Origin of the sequence: Enterobacter sp. 01-M-02-SI-ECC, from assembly GCF_047530595.1 — a bacterium.
GTDB classification, from domain to species: Bacteria; Pseudomonadota; Gammaproteobacteria; order Enterobacterales; family Enterobacteriaceae; genus Enterobacter; species Enterobacter cloacae_M.
In genome coordinates this window covers 105875-124696 of record NZ_JBLKCZ010000005.1, presented here as the reverse complement: position 1 = coordinate 124696, position 18822 = coordinate 105875, and the positions used below count along the sequence as shown (strand labels likewise).

General features: G+C 57.6%; 13 protein-coding genes. 10 read left to right on the top strand and 3 right to left on the bottom strand.

Annotated features, from left to right (window positions below):
• Positions 1-17: 17 nt before the first annotated feature.
• Together ACMWLG_RS09530 and araC are read right to left on the bottom strand one after the other, a co-directional pair.
• Positions 18-785: a DedA family protein gene (locus tag ACMWLG_RS09530; RefSeq protein ID WP_023310374.1), complete on the bottom strand. Its 768-nt coding sequence runs from the start codon at positions 783-785 to the stop codon at positions 18-20.
• Positions 786-913: 128 nt separating this feature from the next.
• A complete protein-coding gene (gene araC / locus ACMWLG_RS09525; protein ID WP_023293301.1) occupies positions 914-1759 on the bottom strand; it encodes an arabinose operon transcriptional regulator AraC in 846 nt (281 codons plus the stop codon).
• 337 nt (positions 1760-2096) lie between these two features.
• Here araC and araB point away from each other — a divergent pair, with 337 nt between their 5' ends.
• From araB to rluA, 6 genes are all read left to right on the top strand, one after another.
• Positions 2097-3806, top strand: coding sequence for a ribulokinase (gene araB / locus ACMWLG_RS09520; protein WP_045400987.1), 1710 nt, complete (start codon positions 2097-2099; stop codon positions 3804-3806).
• Positions 3807-3816: 10 nt separating this feature from the next.
• Complete coding sequence (gene araA, locus ACMWLG_RS09515; protein WP_023310371.1) at positions 3817-5319, top strand: L-arabinose isomerase; 1503 nt, start codon at positions 3817-3819, stop codon at positions 5317-5319.
• A 47-nt stretch (positions 5320-5366) separates the two neighbouring features.
• Positions 5367-6062: an L-ribulose-5-phosphate 4-epimerase gene (gene araD, locus ACMWLG_RS09510; RefSeq protein ID WP_045400984.1), complete on the top strand. Its 696-nt coding sequence runs from the start codon at positions 5367-5369 to the stop codon at positions 6060-6062.
• 116 nt (positions 6063-6178) lie between these two features.
• On the top strand, positions 6179-8536 hold the full coding sequence (polB, locus tag ACMWLG_RS09505) for a DNA polymerase II (RefSeq protein WP_045400981.1): 2358 nt from the start codon (positions 6179-6181) through the stop codon (positions 8534-8536).
• 128 nt (positions 8537-8664) lie between these two features.
• Positions 8665-11571: an RNA polymerase-associated protein RapA gene (rapA, locus tag ACMWLG_RS09500; protein WP_045400978.1), complete on the top strand. Its 2907-nt coding sequence runs from the start codon at positions 8665-8667 to the stop codon at positions 11569-11571.
• Positions 11572-11583: 12 nt separating this feature from the next.
• Positions 11584-12243, top strand: a complete 660-nt coding sequence (gene rluA, locus ACMWLG_RS09495; RefSeq protein ID WP_008502014.1) for a bifunctional tRNA pseudouridine(32) synthase/23S rRNA pseudouridine(746) synthase RluA — start codon at positions 11584-11586, stop codon at positions 12241-12243.
• Between the two features lie 28 nt (positions 12244-12271).
• Here the strand turns inward: rluA and djlA are convergent, their stop codons facing one another.
• A complete protein-coding gene (gene djlA, locus ACMWLG_RS09490; protein WP_023310366.1) occupies positions 12272-13087 on the bottom strand; it encodes a co-chaperone DjlA in 816 nt (271 codons plus the stop codon).
• A 239-nt stretch (positions 13088-13326) separates the two neighbouring features.
• Between djlA and lptD the strand changes: the two genes are divergently transcribed.
• The 4 genes from lptD to rsmA are packed head-to-tail and all read left to right on the top strand — an operon-like array spanning position 13327 to position 18822.
• The gene (gene lptD, locus ACMWLG_RS09485; RefSeq protein WP_045400974.1) at positions 13327-15678 is read left to right on the top strand and encodes an LPS assembly protein LptD; all 2352 of its coding nucleotides are present in this window, start codon (positions 13327-13329) and stop codon (positions 15676-15678) included.
• A gap of 53 nt (positions 15679-15731) precedes the next feature.
• Entirely contained in the window at positions 15732-17018 is a 1287-nt protein-coding gene (gene surA / locus ACMWLG_RS09480; protein WP_023310364.1) for a peptidylprolyl isomerase SurA, read from the top strand.
• Positions 17018-18004, top strand: a complete 987-nt coding sequence (pdxA, locus tag ACMWLG_RS09475; protein ID WP_023334475.1) for a 4-hydroxythreonine-4-phosphate dehydrogenase PdxA — start codon at positions 17018-17020, stop codon at positions 18002-18004. Before surA ends, pdxA begins: the two co-directional genes overlap by 1 nt.
• A complete protein-coding gene (gene rsmA / locus ACMWLG_RS09470) occupies positions 18001-18822 on the top strand; it encodes a 16S rRNA (adenine(1518)-N(6)/adenine(1519)-N(6))-dimethyltransferase RsmA (protein ID WP_023334474.1) in 822 nt (273 codons plus the stop codon). Before pdxA ends, rsmA begins: the two co-directional genes overlap by 4 nt.

Sequence of the window (18822 nt, the reverse complement as noted above, 5' to 3'; positions counted from 1 at the left end):
GGAGAGGGAAAAAGTCCTTAACGGCTCACCACTTTCAATAAAATCTCACCGTACACAGGCATCAGCGGGTGGCGAATCAGCGCGACCAGGGCTACCACAGCCACGCCCAGCGTCAGCGGGGCCAGCCACAAAAGACGAGTGCGCGGGAGATAGCGCGTCAGACGATCGACGCTGGCTTTCGCGCTGCGCCACAGCCGCCAGCAGAGCCATGCCGCCAGCCACAGCAGCACAGCCGTACCCAGCAGCAGCCACTTAAACTCACCGCTTTGCATACCGTCAGGAATATCGATGGCAGCGCCCGCGAGGATCCCCGGCAGGAAGTAGAACGGCGGCCAGAAGACGCAGCCGATAATGTTCGGCACCACGAATTTTGCGACGGGCAGATCCAGCATTCCCGCCACCATCGGCACCAGCGGACGCGTTGGCCCGACAAAGCGGCCGACGAGGATGGTAAACATGCTGTGCTGATGCAGCGCATGCTCGGTTTTATCCAGCAGGGCTTTGTTCTTTTTCATGAACGACCAGCGGTGCAGCGGCTTCTTAAAGCGCCAGCCCAGCCAGAAGGAGATCCAGTCGCCGAGCAGGCAGCCGATTATCCCGGCCAGCCATGCCTGCCAGAAATTAACCTCGCCGCTGCCAATCAGCGCCCCAAGCCCTGCCATCATCACGGTGCCGGGCAGGATCAGCCCAACCAGCGCCAGCGATTCCAGAAACGCCACCAGCGCCACGGCGATGAGCGAGTACATAACGGACTGGGTAATAAAGTGTTCCAGCAATGCCTGCATAACTATTCCGGTCAGAAAACGAATCAGCGATTCTGCTTAGCGCCCCGCACCACGTCAAGGCAACAATTGTCTGAATAGTTTACAGGTTGCTTTCTGCATTCACCTGTTTGTTTATCTTTTTTTACCGTTTATTCACATCCCGCGCGGAATTCGCTCGGGCTGGCACCGGTGCATTTTTTAAATACCCGGGAGAAATAGAGCTGATCCTCAAAGCCCACGTTGCGTCCCACGGTGGCAATCGGCATCCGGGTGGTGCTGAGCAGCAGCTTTGCCTGGCTAATGCGCTGATCCTCGCGCCAGCTCAGCACGCTGACGCCCAGCTGCTGGCGGAAAAGATGCGACAGCCGCGACGGCGACAGGCAGACGTGCTGAGCAACGCTGGCGATATCGAACTGGCTATCGGCCAGGTGGTCGCTGATGTACTGGCAGGCGTCGCGCACGCGGTTGTCCAGCGGGGGGTTAAGCGACGCGTTAATCGCCTCCATCCGCCGCAGCAGCAGCTGTTCAAGGAGGTTTATCGCCAGCAGTTCGGCGTAGCGACCACCGGCCTGCCCCGCCTCGATAATCTGCGCAAAAAGCTCGCGAAACTGCGCCAGATGCACCTCATCCGGGCGATAAAACCCGGTGTGTGCAAAAATAGCCGGCCAGGAAAGCCACTCCTGCCAGTAGGCGCGCGGACGGAAGTAGACCCACTGGTGATACCACTCTTTGGCATCCGGATGACGGCCATAGTGGTGGATCTCCCCCGGCGGGAACAGCAGGATATCCCCCGGGCGGCAGACGAACTGCTGGTCACCGTTCTTGATGATCCCTTCCCCCCGCACGGTCAGGTTGAGGATATACCCTTTCATTCCGAGCGGTCGGTCGACGTAAAAGTCGAGATATCCCTCAGCCTCGATAGGGGTCAGCCCCGCCACAAGGTGCGCGTTAAACGAGTATCCCGGCAGCAGGGGATCGTTCTGCGTTTCGGCCATAGATTCAGTTCTCCCAAGGGTCCTGAAGGAAACCAATTGTCCATATCACTAAATTCAGGTTAAAAATGGCCCGCGAAAAGATCCAAAAAGCATCACGCCGCTTTTACGTCCGCCATGTTTCAGCCTTTCCCCCTGATTTCTCCGCCAGAGCAGACAGATAACCAGTAACAAAAGTGTCTATAAGTGCGGCAGAAATGTCCACATTGAATATTTGCACGGCGTCACACTTTCCGTCGTAACAGCAATTTAGTCCATAAGATTAGCGGATCCTGCCTGACGACTTTTTTCCCCAGTCTCTAATGTTCTTCCATACCTGTTTTTTCGATGGAGCAACACCATGGCAATTGCGATTGGCCTCGATTTTGGCAGCGATTCAGTTCGCGCGCTGGCAGTGGACTGTACGTCCGGCCAGGAGATAGCAACCAGCGTTGAGTGGTATCCGCGCTGGCAAGAGGGGCGCTACTGCGATGCGCCTAACAACCAGTTCCGTCACCACCCGCGTGACTATATCGAGTCGATGGAAGCGGCGATCAAAACCGTCCTGGCCGAACTGACCGACGCCCAGCGGTCTGAAATTGTCGGGATTGGCGTCGACAGCACCGGCTCCACGCCGGCCCCTGTGGATGCCGAAGGCCGCGTGCTGGCGCTGCGCCCGGAGTTTGCCGACAACCCGAACGCCATGTTTGTGCTGTGGAAAGACCACACCGCCGTAGAAGAGGCTGAAGCCATTACGCGCCTGTGCCATCAGCCGGGCAAGACAGACTACTCGCGCTACATCGGCGGGATTTATTCCAGCGAATGGTTCTGGGCCAAGATCCTTCACGTCACTCGGGCCGACGCAGCCGTTGCGCAGGCTGCGGCGTCATGGGTTGAGCTGTGCGACTGGGTGCCTGCCCTGCTCTCCGGCACCACTCGCCCGCAGGATATCCGCCGCGGCCGCTGCAGCGCCGGGCATAAATCCCTGTGGCACGAAAGCTGGGGCGGTCTGCCTCCGGCCACGTTCTTCGACGAGCTCGATCCGATCATCAACAAGAGCCTGACGTACCCGCTGTTTACCGACACCTTCACCGCTGATATTCCGGTCGGCACCCTCTGCGAAGAGTGGGCGACGCGCCTCGGCCTGCCTCAGAACGTGGCCATCTCCGGCGGCGCCTTTGACTGCCATATGGGCGCCGTGGGTGCGGGCGCACAGCCAAACACGCTGGTCAAAGTCATCGGAACCTCCACCTGCGACATCCTGACGGCGGATAAAGGCACCGTCGGCGACCGCGCGGTGAAAGGCATCTGCGGCCAGGTTGACGGCAGCGTGGTGCCGGACTTTATCGGTCTGGAAGCCGGTCAGTCCGCGTTTGGCGATATCTATGCCTGGTTTGGCCGCGTGCTCGGCTGGCCGCTGGACCAGCTGGCGGCGGCGCATCCTGAACTGAAAACACAGATAGCAGAGAGCAAAAAGCAGCTTCTGCCGCAGCTTACCGACGCCTGGGCCAAAAATCCGTCTCTCGATCACCTCCCGGTGGTGCTGGACTGGTTTAACGGCCGCCGCACGCCGTTTGCCAACCAGCGCCTGAAAGGGGTGATCGCGGATCTCAACCTGGCGACCGACGCGCCCGCGCTGTTCGGCGGTCTGATTGCCGCAACGGCCTTCGGTGCCCGCGCCATTATGGAGTGCTTCACCGGGCAGGGCATCGACGTGAACAACGTGATGGCGCTGGGCGGCATCGCCCGTAAAAACCCGGTGATCATGCAGGCCTGCTGCGACGTGCTGAACCGTCCGCTGCAGATTGTGGCCTCCGATCAGTGCTGCGCGCTGGGCGCGGCGATTTTCGCCGCCGTGGCCGCGGGCGTCCATGCCGACATCCCGACCGCACAGCAGCATATGGCGAGCGCCGTCGAAAACACGCTCCAGCCGCGCACCCAACAGGCACAGCGCTTTGAACAGCTTTATCAGCGCTACCAGCAATGGGCAAAAAGCGCCGAACTTCACTATCTCCCTGTCGCCGCCCCGGCCAAAAGCACCGCGGACACTACGGCAACCCTGACCCATTAAGGACACGATGATGACCATTTTTAATAACTATGAAGTGTGGTTTGTGATTGGCAGCCAGCATCTGTACGGACCGGAAGCGCTGCAGCAGGTGACGAAACACGCGGAGCACGTCGTTAACGCGCTGAATGCGGAAGCTAAACTGCCGTGCAAACTGGTGCTGAAACCGCTGGGCACCACGCCGGATGAAATTACCCACATCTGCCGCGACGCCAACTACGACGATAAATGCGCCGGTCTGGTGGTGTGGCTGCACACCTTCTCACCCGCTAAAATGTGGATTAACGGCCTGTCTATCCTCAACAAGCCGCTGCTGCAGTTCCATACCCAGTTCAACGCCTCCCTGCCGTGGGACAGCATCGACATGGACTTTATGAACCTGAACCAGACCGCGCACGGCGGCCGCGAGTTCGGCTTCATCGGCGCGCGTATGCGCCAGCAGCACGCGGTGGTCACCGGCCACTGGCAGGATGGCAAAGCGCAACAGCGTATCGGCTCCTGGATGCGCCAGGCAGTATCCAAACAGGATACCCGCCATCTGAAAGTAGTGCGTTTCGGCGACAACATGCGTGAAGTGGCGGTCACCGACGGCGACAAAGTGGCCGCGCAGATCAAGTTCGGCTTCTCCGTAAATACCTGGGCCGTGGGCGACCTGGTGCAGGTGGTGAATGAAATCAGCGACGGCGACGTGAGCGCGCTGGTGGACGAGTACGAAAGCAGCTATCGCCTGACGCCTGCGGCACAAATCAACGGCGACAAGCGTCAGAACGTGCTGGACGCGGCGCGCATCGAGCTGGGCATGAAGCGCTTCCTGGAACAGGGCGGCTTCCACGCCTTTACCACTACCTTTGAAGACCTCCACGGCCTGAAACAGCTGCCGGGCCTGGCGGTACAACGTCTGATGCAGCAGGGCTACGGCTTTGCGGGCGAAGGCGACTGGAAAACTGCCGCTCTGCTTCGCATCATGAAGGTGATGTCGACCGGTCTGCAGGGCGGCACCTCCTTTATGGAGGACTACACCTATCACTTCGAAAACGGCAACGACCTGGTGCTCGGCTCGCACATGCTGGAAGTGTGCCCGACGATCGCCGTGGAAGAGAAACCGATCCTCGACGTGCAGTACCTCGGCATCGGCGGTAAAGCCGATCCGGCGCGCCTGATCTTCAACACCCGTACGGGCCCGGCCATCAACGCCAGCCTGATCGACCTGGGCGATCGCTTCCGCCTGCTGGTGAACTGCGTCGATGCGGTTGAAACGCCGCACTCTCTGCCGAAACTGCCGGTCGCCAACGCCCTGTGGAAAGCGCAGCCTGATCTGCCAACCGCCTCTGAGGCATGGATCCTGGCCGGCGGCGCGCACCACACGGTGTTCAGCCACGCCCTTGATCTGAACGACATGCGTCAGTTCGCCGAGCTGCACGATATCGAGCTGACCGTGATTGATAACGATACCCGCCTGCCCGCCTTTAAAGACGCGCTGCGCTGGAACGAAGTCTATTACGGTTCAAAACGCTAAGTACGGAATGCCCGGTGACGCTACGCTCACCGGGCAGGGAGACAACAATGTTAGACGATCTCAAACGTCAGGTGCTCGAAGCCAACCTGGCGCTGCCGAAACATAATCTGGTCACCCTGACCTGGGGCAACGTCAGCGCCGTTGACCGCGAAAAAGGCGTGTTGGTGATTAAGCCTTCCGGCGTGGATTACACGGTGATGACCGCAGACGATATGGTCGTTGTCAGCCTCGAGACCGGCGAAGTGGTCGAAGGTAAGAAAAAACCGTCCTCCGATACGCCGACTCACCGCCTGCTGTACCGCTCATTCCCGAGCATCGGCGGCATCGTGCATACCCATTCGCGCCACGCCACCATCTGGGCGCAGGCGGGCCAGTCCATCCCGGCGACCGGCACCACCCACGCGGACTACTTTTACGGCACCATTCCCTGCACGCGTCTGATGACCGATGCGGAGATCGGCGGTGAGTACGAGTGGGAAACGGGTAACGTGATTGTTGAAACCTTCGAAAAACAGGGTATCGACGCGGCGCAGATGCCCGGCGTGCTGGTGCACTCCCACGGCCCGTTTGCCTGGGGTAAAAACGCAGAAGACGCGGTGCATAACGCCATCGTGCTCGAAGAGGTCGCCTATATGGGGATCTTCTGTCGCCAGCTGGCGCCGCAGCTGCCGGATATGCAGCAAACCCTGCTGGAAAAGCATTACCTGCGCAAGCACGGCGCGAAGGCCTATTACGGGCAGTAGCTTGCAGGCTGGACAAGCGCAGCGCTATCTGGCAAAACAGACACTGTATAAAACCCCAGCAAAACAACCTTAACCAGGCTATAATCAGGCCTGGTTTTGTTTTCTGGGATAACGGCGTGGCGCAGGCGCAAGAAGGTTTTTTACTGACCCGACACTGGCGGGATACCCCTCAGGGCACCGAGGTCGCGTTCTGGCTGGCAACCGACAACGGTCCGCTACACGTTACGCTGCCGCCGCAGGAATCCGTTGCCTTTATTCCTGAAGCCCACGTCGAGAAGGTGAAGCAGCTGCTGCGCGGCGAAAACGGCTGGCGCATCACTCCGCTTGAGCTGAAAGATTTCCACCGTCAGCCGGTTTACGGCCTCTACTGTCGCGCCCATCGTCAGCTGATGCGCTATGAAAAGCTGCTCCGCGAGGCGGGCGTGACGCTCTACGAGGCGGATATTCGCCCACCGGAACGCTTTCTGATGGAGCGGTTTATTACCGCCCCCGTCTGGGTCGACGGCACCGATCATAGCGGCAGCCTCGTTAACGCGCGCCTGAAGCCCAATCCGCACTACCGCCCGCCGCTGAAGTGGGTCTCACTGGATATTGAAACCACCCGCCACGGCGAACTGTACTGCATCGGTCTGGAAGGCTGCGGCGATCGGGTTGTCTATATGCTCGGGCCGCCGAATGGCGATGCCTCCGCGCTGGATTTCCGGCTTGAGTACGTCAACAGCCGCCCGCAGCTGCTGGAGAAGCTTAACCAGTGGTTTGCCGACAACGACCCCGACGTCCTGATCGGCTGGAACGTGGTGCAGTTTGACCTGCGCGTGCTGCAAAAGCACGCCGAGCGCTACCGCATCCCGCTGATGCTGGGGCGCGGAAACAGCGAGCTGGAATGGCGCGAACACGGTTTTAAGAACGGCGTTTTCTTCGCGCAGGCTAACGGTCGCCTGATTATCGACGGCATCGAGGCGCTAAAATCCGCCTTCTGGAACTTCTCTTCATTCTCCCTGGAAGCCGTCGCGCAGGAGCTGCTTGGCGAAGGCAAATCCATCGACAACCCCTGGGACAGAATGGACGAAATTGACCGGCGCTTTAACGAAGACAAACCCGCGCTCGCCACCTATAACCTGAAAGACTGCGAGCTGGTCACGCAGATCTTCCACAAAACCGAGATTATGCCGTTCCTGCTGGAGCGCGCGACGGTAAACGGCCTGGCCGTCGACAGACACGGCGGCTCCGTAGCGGCCTTTAGCCACCTCTATTTTCCGCGGATGCATCGGGCAGGATACGTCGCCCCCAACCTCGGGGACGTGCCGCCGCAGGCAAGTCCCGGCGGGTATGTGATGGACTCCCGGCCAGGATTGTATGACTCCGTTCTGGTACTGGATTACAAAAGCCTCTACCCGTCGATTATCCGCACCTTCCTGATCGACCCCGTCGGGCTGGTGGAAGGCCTGGCCCAGCCTGATGATGAGCACAGCACCGAAGGCTTCCTCGGCGCACGCTTCTCGCGGGAAAAACACTGCCTGCCTGAAATCGTGGGAAACATCTGGCACGGCCGCGATGAGGCCAAGCGCCACGGCAACAAGCCCCTTTCTCAGGCGCTAAAAATCATTATGAATGCTTTTTACGGCGTGCTGGGCACCAGCGCCTGCCGCTTCTTTGATCCGCGTCTGGCCTCCTCGATCACCATGCGCGGGCACGAGATCATGCGCCAGACCAAAGCGCTGATTGAGTCCCGGGGCTATGACGTCATCTACGGCGACACGGACTCCACCTTTGTGTGGCTTAAGGGCGCGCACTCTGAAGACGACGCCGCGCAAATCGGCAAAGCGCTGGTCGCCTTCGTGAACGACTGGTGGCAGGAACATTTGCAGAAAGAGCGGTTAACCAGCGCGCTGGAGCTGGAATTTGAAACCCATTTCGCCCGCTTTTTAATGCCCACCATCCGCGGCACCGATCAGGGCAGCAAAAAGCGCTACGCCGGGCTGATTCAGGAAGGTGACGCGCAGCGGATGGTGTTTAAAGGGCTGGAGACGGTACGTACCGACTGGACGCCGCTGGCGCAGCAGTTCCAGCAGACGCTCTATCTGCGGGTGTTTCGCAATGAGCCGTATCAGGACTACGTGCGCGAGACGATAGCCAGCCTGATGGCGGGCGAACTTGACGCGCAGCTTGTATACCGCAAGCGCCTGCGCCGCCCGCTGGCGGAGTACCAGCGCAACGTTCCTCCGCACGTACGCGCCGCGCGTCTGGCGGATGAAGAAAACGTCCGCCGTGGCCGCGCGCCGCAATATCAAAACCGGGGAACCATTAAATACGTCTGGACCACTAGCGGCCCGGAACCTGTGGATTATCAGCATTCTCCTCTGGATTACGAACACTATCTGACGCGTCAGCTTCAGCCGGTTGCCGACGGAATTTTGCCCTTCATCGACGATGATTTTGCTACACTAGTGACAGGGCAACTTGGCCTATTTTGACGCGTGACGAAATGGCTGCCATCCAGTACCATAGCGCCCTTTCCATTCCCGGACCCATTTTTCGATGACCGTCTTTTTTGACGGTAGTCGAACTATTGCCTGCAATTAAAGATTAGAGCCGAACAACTATGCCTTTTACACTTGGTCAACGCTGGATCAGCGATACAGAAAGCGAACTTGGATTAGGAACCGTCGTAGCAATCGATACGCGTATGGTTACCCTCCTCTTCCCTGCCACCGGTGAAAACCGTCTGTACGCTCGCAATGACTCCCCTGTAACCCGCGTGATGTTTAATCCGGGTGACACCGTGACCAGCCATGACGGCTGGCAGCTCAAGATTGAAGACGTAAAAGAAGAGAATGGACTGCTCGCCTACATTGGTACTCGTCTTGATACGGATGAAGCCAATGTCGTCCTGCGTGAAGTGCTGCTCGACAGCAAACTGGTGTTCAGTAAGCCGCAGGACCGCCTGTTTGCCGGGCAAATCGACCGTATGGATCGCTTCTCCCTGCGCTATCGCGCGCGTAAGTTCCAGAGTGAACAGTACCGCATGCCGTGGAGCGGCCTGCGCGGCCAGCGCACCAGCCTGATCCCCCACCAGCTGAACATCGCCCACGACGTGGGCCGTCGCCACGCGCCGCGCGTGCTGCTGGCAGATGAAGTGGGCCTGGGTAAAACCATCGAAGCGGGCATGATCCTGCATCAACAGCTGCTTTCCGGCGCTGCAGAACGCGTGCTGATCGTGGTGCCAGAAACTCTGCAGCACCAGTGGCTGGTTGAAATGCTGCGCCGCTTTAACCTGCGTTTCTCCCTGTTCGACGATGAACGCTATGCCGAAGCGCAGCACGACGCCGACAACCCGTTTGAAACCGAACAGCTGGTCATTTGCTCCCTGGACTTCGTGCGCCGCAGCAAGCAGCGTCTTGAGCACCTGTGCGATGCCGAGTGGGACATTATGGTTGTTGACGAAGCGCACCATCTGGTCTGGAGCGAAGACGCGCCGAGCCGCGAATACATGGCTATCGAGCAGCTTGCGGAGCGCGTGCCTGGCGTTCTGCTGCTGACCGCAACGCCGGAGCAGCTTGGTCTGGAAAGCCACTTCGCCCGCTTGCGCCTGCTCGATCCAAACCGTTTCCACGACTTTGCGCAGTTCGTGGAAGAACAGAATAACTACCGTCCGGTCGCGGATGCCGTCGCCATGCTGCTGGCGGGCAAGCGTCTTTCTGATGACGAGCTCAACACCCTGAGCGATCTGATTGGCGAGCAGGATATCGAGCCGCTTTTGCAGGCTGCGAACAGCGACAGCGACAACGCGGAATCCGCGCGTAAAGAGCTGATCGACATGCTGATGGACCGCCACGGAACCAGCCGCGTGCTGTTCCGTAACACCCGTAACGGCGTTAAAGGCTTCCCGAAACGCGAGCTGCATACGATTAAACTGCCGCTGCCGACGCAGTATCAGACGGCGATTAAAGTCTCCGGCATTATGGGGGCGCGCAAAACCCAGGAAGAGCGCGCCCGCGACATGCTTTATCCGGAACAAATCTACCAGGAATTTGAAGGCGATACCGGCACCTGGTGGAACTTCGACCCGCGCGTGGAGTGGCTGATGGGCTACCTGACCGCGCACCGCTCCCAGAAAGTGCTGGTGATCTGCGCCAAAGCGGCCACCGCGCTGCAGCTGGAACAGGTTCTGCGCGAGCGTGAAGGCATTCGCGCCGCCGTGTTCCACGAAGGCATGTCCATCGTCGAGCGCGACCGCGCCGCGGCGTGGTTCGGGGAAGAGGACAGCGGCGCACAGGTTCTGCTGTGCTCGGAAATCGGATCTGAAGGTCGTAATTTCCAGTTCGCCAGCAACCTGGTGATGTTCGATCTGCCGTTTAACCCGGATCTGCTGGAGCAGCGTATCGGCCGTCTGGATCGTATCGGTCAGGCGCATGATATTCAGATCCACGTGCCGTATCTGGAAAAAACCGCGCAGTCCGTGCTGGTACGCTGGTTCCACGAAGGTCTGGACGCGTTTGAACATACCTGCCCGACGGGCCGCACCATTTATGATCAAGTGCATGGCGATCTGATCGGCTACCTGGCCGCGCCGGAAAACACAGAAGGGTTTGATGAGCTGATCAAGTCCTGCCGTGAGAAGCACGATGCGCTGAAAGCTCAGTTGGAGCAGGGCCGCGATCGCCTGCTGGAGATCCATTCCAACGGCGGTGAGAAAGCGCAGGCGCTGGCAGAGAGCATCGAAGAGCAGGATGACGACACCAGCCTGATCAGCTTCTCGATGAACCTGTTCGACATCGTCGGCATCAACCAGGACGATCGCGGCGAGAACCTGATTGTCCTGACCCCGTCCGATCACATGCTGGTTCCGGATTTCCCGGGCCTGCCGGAAGATGGCTGCACCATCACCTTCGAGCGTGATGTGGCGCTGTCCCGTGAAGATGCCCAGTTCATCACCTGGGAACACCCGCTGATCCGCAATGGGCTGGACCTGATTCTCTCCGGCGATACCGGCAGCAGCACTATCTCCCTGTTAAAAAACAAGGCGCTGCCGGTGGGAACGCTGCTGCTGGAGCTGATTTACGTTGTGGAAGCGCAGGCGCCGAAACAGCTGCAGCTCACCCGCTTCCTGCCGCCAACGCCCGTCCGCCTGCTGCTGGACAAAAACGGCACTAACCTGGCAGGACAGGTTGAATTCGAGAGTTTCAACCGACAGCTGAGCGCGGTAAACCGCCATACGGGCAGCAAGCTGGTGAACGCGGTACAGCAGGATGTGCACGCGATTCTGCAACTGGGCGAAACCCAGATTGAAAAAGCGGCCAGAGCGCTGATTGACGCCGCGCGCAGTGAAGCCGACGAGAAACTGTCTGCGGAGCTGTCCCGTCTGGAGGCGTTAAAAGCCGTCAACCCGAACATCCGCGACGACGAACTGGCAGCGATTGAAAGCAACCGTCAGCAGGTGCTGGAAAGCCTCAATCAGGCTAGCTGGCGCCTGGATGCCCTGCGTCTTATCGTTGTGACGCATCAGTAACCGGAGCGCAAGATGGTGATGGAGCCGTACAATCCGCCGCAGGATCCCTGGCTGGTCATTCTGTATCAGGATGAACACATTATGGTGGTCAACAAGCCCAGCGGGCTGTTGTCCGTGCCGGGTCGTCTGGACGAGCACAAAGACAGCGTGATGACGCGCATTCAGCGCGATTATCCTCAGGCGGAGTCTGTCCATCGCCTGGATATGGCCACCAGCGGCGTGATTGTGGTGGCGCTGAACAAAGCGGCGGAACGCGAGCTGAAGCGCCAGTTCCGCGAGCGCGAGCCGAAGAAGCAGTATGTCGCCCGCGTCTGGGGTCACCCGGCGCAGGCCGAAGGGCTGGTGGATTTACCGCTGATCTGCGACTGGCCGAACCGGCCAAAGCAGAAGGTGTGTTATGAAACCGGCAAGGCCGCGCAGACCGAGTACGAAGTGCTTGAGTACGCGCCGGATAATACCGCGCGCGTCCTGCTAAAGCCGATTACCGGACGCTCGCACCAGCTGCGCGTGCATATGCTTGCGCTGGGTCATCCGATTCTGGGCGACAGGTTTTACGCGCCGCCTGAAGCGCTGGCCTTAGCGCCACGTCTGCAGCTGCACGCGCAGACGCTCACCATCACCCATCCGGCCTTCGGTAACGCGATGACGTTTAAAGCCCCGGTGGACTTCTAAAAAAAAGCCCGACATCGTCGGGCTTTTTCTATTTGAAACCTTTCTTCTCTTTAATCAGTTCGTACGCTTTCTGAATTTCCTGCGCTTTTTGCTTTGCCATCTCCATCATTTCTGGCGGTAAGCCTTTCGCGACCAGCTTGTCCGGATGGTGCTCGCTCATAAGCTTACGATAGGCACGTTTGATCGTGGTCTGATCGTCAGAGGGCTTAACGCCAAGCACATTGCAGGCATCTTCCAGCGTTGGACCACGCTGCGCCTGCTGCCAGGCACCGCCGGACGACTGCTGGTGATAGCCACCGCCAAACTGTGCCCCGCCCTGCATCATGCGCAGGAACTGGTCGAACTGCATGCGGGAGATGCCCAGCTCTTCCGCAATGACGTACAGCACGTCACGTTCGTTAGGGTGAAGTGAGCCGTCTGCGAAGGCCGCCTGGATTTGAATTTCCAGAAACATCCGAATTAAATCAAAACGTCCAAAGCAGATGCTGCGGAACTGACGCATTTTTTCGCGAAGCGGATAATTATCCGACTTACCGATGCGAAACGCATTTTGCGCTGCCAGACGGGAGTCGCCGTGCAGGTTCATGCGATCCATAAAAACGCTGGCAATCTGAATATCGGCTTCTGTGACACGCCCTTTGGATTTGGTTAAGTGCCCCATGACCTCAAAGGTGGTGGAGAAAAAGAGTGACTGACGCTCGCGCTGATTGGCAAACCAGGCCATTTTGCGGCTGCGCGCCTTATCAAACATATGGCCGATAATAAGCCCAAGCACAATCCCCCAGAACCCGGCACCCATGATGATGGCGAACGCAACGCCGATTATTTTACCCCAATACTGCATATACTCCCCGGATAGTCATATTCCTGGCCGACGCAACGTCATCATCACTGTGTTCAAGTCACGGTCAATTGAAGGACATCGCCTATAATTTGCTTTATCATACTCGTCATTCGATAGCGAGCCTAACACTCTGGCACGCAAACGGGCAGGATTAACGCTGGTACTGCGCAGATGAGTAAGATAGTCTCTGAGCGTTTGTAAGCCGTAGCCACTGATGACGGAACAATAAAATACAACGTATGAAAAAACGTATCCCCACCCTCCTGGCCACAATGATTGGCTCCGCCCTGTACAGTCAACAGGGGCTGGCGGCCGATCTCGCCTCGCAGTGTATGCTTGGCGTCCCAAGTTATAATCGCCCACTGGTGAGTGGCGATACAAATAGCTTGCCGGTAACCATTACTGCCGACAGTTCGAAAGGGACTTACCCTGACAATGCCACGTTTACGGGCAATGTAGATATTAACCAGGGCAATAGCCGCCTGCAGGCAGACGAAGTGCAGCTGCACCAGAAGCAGCCGGAAGGTGCGGCCGAGCCGGTACGAACGGTGGATGCGCTGGGTAATGTGCACTATGACGACAATCAGGTCATCCTGAAAGGTCCGAAAGCCTGGTCAAACCTGAATACTAAAGATACTAACGTCTGGAAAGGTGATTACCAGATGGTGGGTCGCCAGGGGCGCGGCGACGCTGACCTGATGAAACAGCGCGGTGAAAACCGCTATACGATCCTGGAAAACGGTACGTTCACATCATGTCTGCCGGGTTCAAATACCTGGAGCGTGGTCGGGAGCGAGGTTATCCATGACCGCGAAGAACAGGTCGCAGAGATCTGGAACGCCCGCTTTAAGCTGGGTCCAGTACCCATATTCTACAGCCCTTATCTGCAGCTTCCCGTCGGTGACAAACGTCGCTCCGGTTTCCTGATCCCGAATGCCAAGTACAGCACGTCGAACTACTTTGAGTTCTACCTGCCGTATTACTGGAACATCGCGCCAAACATGGATGCGACGATCACGCCGCACTATATCCACAAGCGCGGCAACATCATGTGGGAGAACGAGTTCCGCTATCTGACCCACGCCGGTGCGGGTCTGATGGAGCTGGATTATCTGCCGTCCGATAAAGTCTTCCAGGACGAGCATCCGACCGAAGGCGACAAGCACCGCTGGTTATTCTACTGGCAGCATGCCGGGGTAATGGATCAGGTATGGCGCTTTAATGTTGACTACACCAAAGTTAGCGATTCGTCTTATTTTAATGACTTCTCGTCCAAATACGGCTCAAGTACCGATGGCTATGCCACGCAGAAATTCAGCGTAGGCTATGCGGTACAGAACTTTGACGCAACCGTCTCGACCAAGCAATTCCAGGTATTTTCTGACCAGTCCACGCCTACATATGGGGCAGAGCCACAGCTGGACGTTAACTGGTATCAGAATGACGTGGGTCCATTCGACACCCGGGTTTACGCTCAGGCGGTACATTTCGTTAACACGGATTCGGACATGCCTGAAGCGACGCGTGTTCACCTTGAGCCGACGATCAATCTGCCGTGGTCTAACGACTGGGCGAGCCTGAATACCGAAGCCAAGCTGATGGCGACTCACTATCAGCAAAAAAATATCGATAATTACAATGCCAGTAGAAATGCCAACCTTGAGGAGTCGGTCAACCGAACGCTTCCGCAGTTCAAAATGGACGGGAAGCTGATCTTCGAGCGTGATATGGCTCTGCTGGCGGATGGTTATACCCAAACGCTTGAACCGCGTATGCAGTATTTGTACGTGCCGTATCGCGATCAGAGCAAAATCCAGAACTACGACTCCTCTTTACTGCAGTCTGACTACAGCGGCCTGTTCCGTGACCGTACTTACGGCGGTCTTGACCGCATCGCGTCTGCTAACCAGTTAACGACCGGCGTCACAACACGTGTTTATGATGATGCTGCCGTTGAACGTTTTAACGTTTCTGTTGGTCAAATCTACTATTTCACCGAGTCACGCACCGGTGATGACAACATTAACTGGGAGAAAGATAACAAAACGGGATCGCTGGTCTGGGCGGGAGATACTTACTGGCGTATGACCGATCGTTGGGGTCTGCGCGGTGGTGTGCAATATGACACTCGCCTCGATAATATTGCCACAAGTAGTGCGGCTATTGAGTACCGTCGCGATGAAGACCGTATGGTGCAGTTGACTTATCGTTACGCCAGCCCGGAATATATTCAGGCAACATTGCCATCATATGCTGGTGCAGAACAGTATAAAGACGGTATCTCGCAGGTGGGTGGCGCAGCGAGTTGGCCAATCGCCGACCGCTGGTCAATCGTAGGCGCATACTACTTCGACACTAACGCCAATAAACCTGCTGACCAGATGGTGGGTCTGCAATATAACTCCTGCTGTTACGCGCTGCGTGTCGGCTACGAACGCAAGCTTAACGGCTGGGATACTCAAAACAATCAGAGCAAATACGATAACGTGATTGGCTTTAACTTCGAGTTACGCGGCCTGAGTTCCAACTACGGTCTGGGTACGCAGAAAATGCTGCGCTCGAATATTCTGCCGTACAGTAGCGCCTTGTAATGTGCTTGATTTGCAACGTAATCCGCTTTGCGGTTAATTGAAATGGAAAAAGTATGAAGAACTGGAAAACGCTGCTGCTCGGTGTCGCTATGGTTGCGAATACCAGCTTCGCGGCCCCCCAGGTTGTTGATAAAGTCGCTGCTGTGGTGAACAACGGCGTCGTGCTTGAAAGTGACGTTGACGGTCTGATGAAATCGGTGAAGCTCAATTCGGGCGAAGCCGGTCAACAGCTTCCGGATGACGCCACGCTGCGCCACCAAATCCTGGAGCGTCTGATCATGGATCAGATCGTTCTGCAGATGGGGCAGAAAATGGGTGTGAAGGTCACTGACGAGCAGCTCGATCAGGCGATCGCTAACATCGCGAAGCAGAACAATATGTCTTTAGACCAGATGCGCAGCCGCCTGGCCTATGACGGCATCAGCTACGCCACCTACCGTAACCAGATCCGTAAAGAGATGCTGATTTCGGAAGTGCGTAACAACGAAGTGCGTCGCCGCGTTACCATCCTGCCTCAGGAAGTTGACGCGCTGGCAAAACAGGTGGGTAACCAGAACGATGCGAGCACAGAGCTGAACCTGAGCCACATTCTGATCCCACTGCCAGAGAACCCAACGTCCGATCAGGCTGCGGAAGCCGAAAGCCAGGCGCGTTCTATTGTTGAACAGGCGCGTAACGGCGGCGACTTTGGCAAGCTGGCGATCACCTACTCCGCTGATCAACAGGCGCTGAAAGGCGGCCAGATGGGCTGGGGCCGTATTCAGGAGCTGCCATCCATCTTTGCCCAGGCGCTGAGCACGGCGAAGAAAGGGGATATCGTCGGTCCTATTCGTTCAGGCGTGGGCTTCCACATTCTGAAGGTGAACGATCTGCGCGGCCAGAGCCAAAATATCTCCGTCACCGAAGTTCACGCTCGCCACATTCTTCTGAAACCGTCACCGATCATGACTGACGATCAGGCGCGTGTGAAGCTGGAACAGATCGCAGCTGACATTAAGAGCGGTAAAACCTCATTTGCGAAAGCAGCAAAAGAGTTCTCTCAGGATCCAGGCTCTGCTAACCAGGGCGGCGACCTGGGCTGGGCGGCTGCGGATATCTACGATCCTGCCTTCCGCGATGCGTTGATGAAGCTGAACAAAGGCCAGATCAGCGCGCCGGTCCACTCTTCATTCGGCTGGCATCTGATCGAGCTGATGGACACCCGTAACGTTGATAAAACGGATGCGGCACAGAAAGACAGAGCCTACCGTATGCTGTTTAACCGTAAGTTCTCTGAAGAAGCAGCAACCTGGATGCAGGAACAACGCGCCAGCGCTTACGTGAAAGTTCTGAGCAACTAATGAAACAGCATCGTGTTGTTATCACGCCCGGCGAACCCGCCGGGATTGGGCCTGACCTCGTTGTCCAGCTCGCCCAGCGCAGCTGGCCGGTAGAACTGGTTGTCTGCGCCGATGCAACACTGTTACAAGACCGGGCAACGCTGCTCGGTCTGCCTTTAACGCTCATCCCTTACGTTGAAGGCCAACAGCCTGCACCCCAGCAAGCCGGTACGCTCACCCTTCTTTCAGTTCCCCTTCGTACGCCGGTCATCCCGGGCCAGCTCAGCACGGAAAACGGTCACTATGTCGTTGAAACCCTTGCGCGCGCCTGCGACGGTTGCCTGAAGGGCGAATTTGCCGCTCTGATCACCGGCCCCGTCCACAAAGGCGTCATCAACGAAGCGGGTATACCCTTTACCGGGCATACGGAATTCTTCGAAGAGCGCTCGCACAGCCCGAAAGTGGTGATGATGCTGGCGACGGAGGAGATGCGCGTTGCGCTGGTGACCACCCATCTGCCGATCAAAGCCATTCCTGACGCGATCACCCCTGAACTCCTGCGCGAGATCATCGGGATTTTGCATCACGATCTGCAGACAAAATTTGGGATCCCGCAGCCGCACGTGCTGGTCTGCGGCCTGAATCCGCACGCCGGAGAAGGCGGGCACATGGGGACCGAAGAGATCGACACCATTATTCCGGTGCTCGACGAAATGCGGGCGAAGGGGATGAACCTCAGCGGGCCGCTGCCTGCGGATACCCTTTTCCAGCCGAAATACCTGGATAATGCCGACGCCGTGCTCGCGATGTACCACGATCAGGGCCTGCCCGTGCTAAAATACCAGGGCTTTGGCCGCGGAGTGAATATCACCCTCGGTTTACCCTTTATTCGAACGTCCGTTGACCACGGTACTGCGCTGGATCTGGCAGGCCAGGGGAAAGCGGATGTCGGCAGTTTTATTACGGCGCTTAATCTCGCCATCAAAATGATTGTTAATACTCAATGACTAATCGAGTCCACCAGGGCCACTTAGCCCGTAAACGTTTCGGGCAAAACTTCCTTAACGATCAGTTCGTGATCGAAAGCATTGTCTCGGCTATTAATCCGCAAAAAGGTCAGGCGATGGTCGAAATCGGCCCGGGCCTTGCCGCGCTGACCGAGCCGGTAGGCGAACGCCTCGACGCGCTGACCGTCATCGAACTGGACCGCGATCTGGCCGCACGCCTGCAAACGCACCCGTTCCTCGGGCCGAAGCTGACCATCTATCAGCAGGACGCCATGACCATGAACTTTGGCGAACTGTCGGAAAAAATGGGCCAGCCGCTGCGCGTCTTCGGCAACCTGCCGTACAACATCTCCACGCCGCTTATGTTCCACCTCTTTAGCTATACTGATGCCATTGCCGACATGCACTTCATGTTGCAAAAAGAGGTTGTTAACCGTCTGGTTGCAGGCCCGAACAGTAAAGCGTATGGTCGTTTAAGCGTGATGGCACAGTATTACTGCAACGTGATCCCGGTACTCGAAGTACCGCCGTCAGCGTTCACACCGCCACCGAAAGTGGATTCAGCTGTTGTGCGCCTTGTGCCGCACAAGACGAAACCGTATCCGGTTAAAGATCTGCGCGTACTGAGCCGCATTACCACTGAAGCCTTTAACCAGCGCCGTAAAACGATCCGTAACAGCCTGAGCAATTCGTTTACCGTTGAGGTGTTAGCCGAGCTGGGGATCGACCCGGCAATGCGTGCGGAGAATATTTCCGTAGAGCAGTACTGCAAGCTGGCTAATTACATCAGCGATAATGCGCCGCCGAAGGAGAGTTAA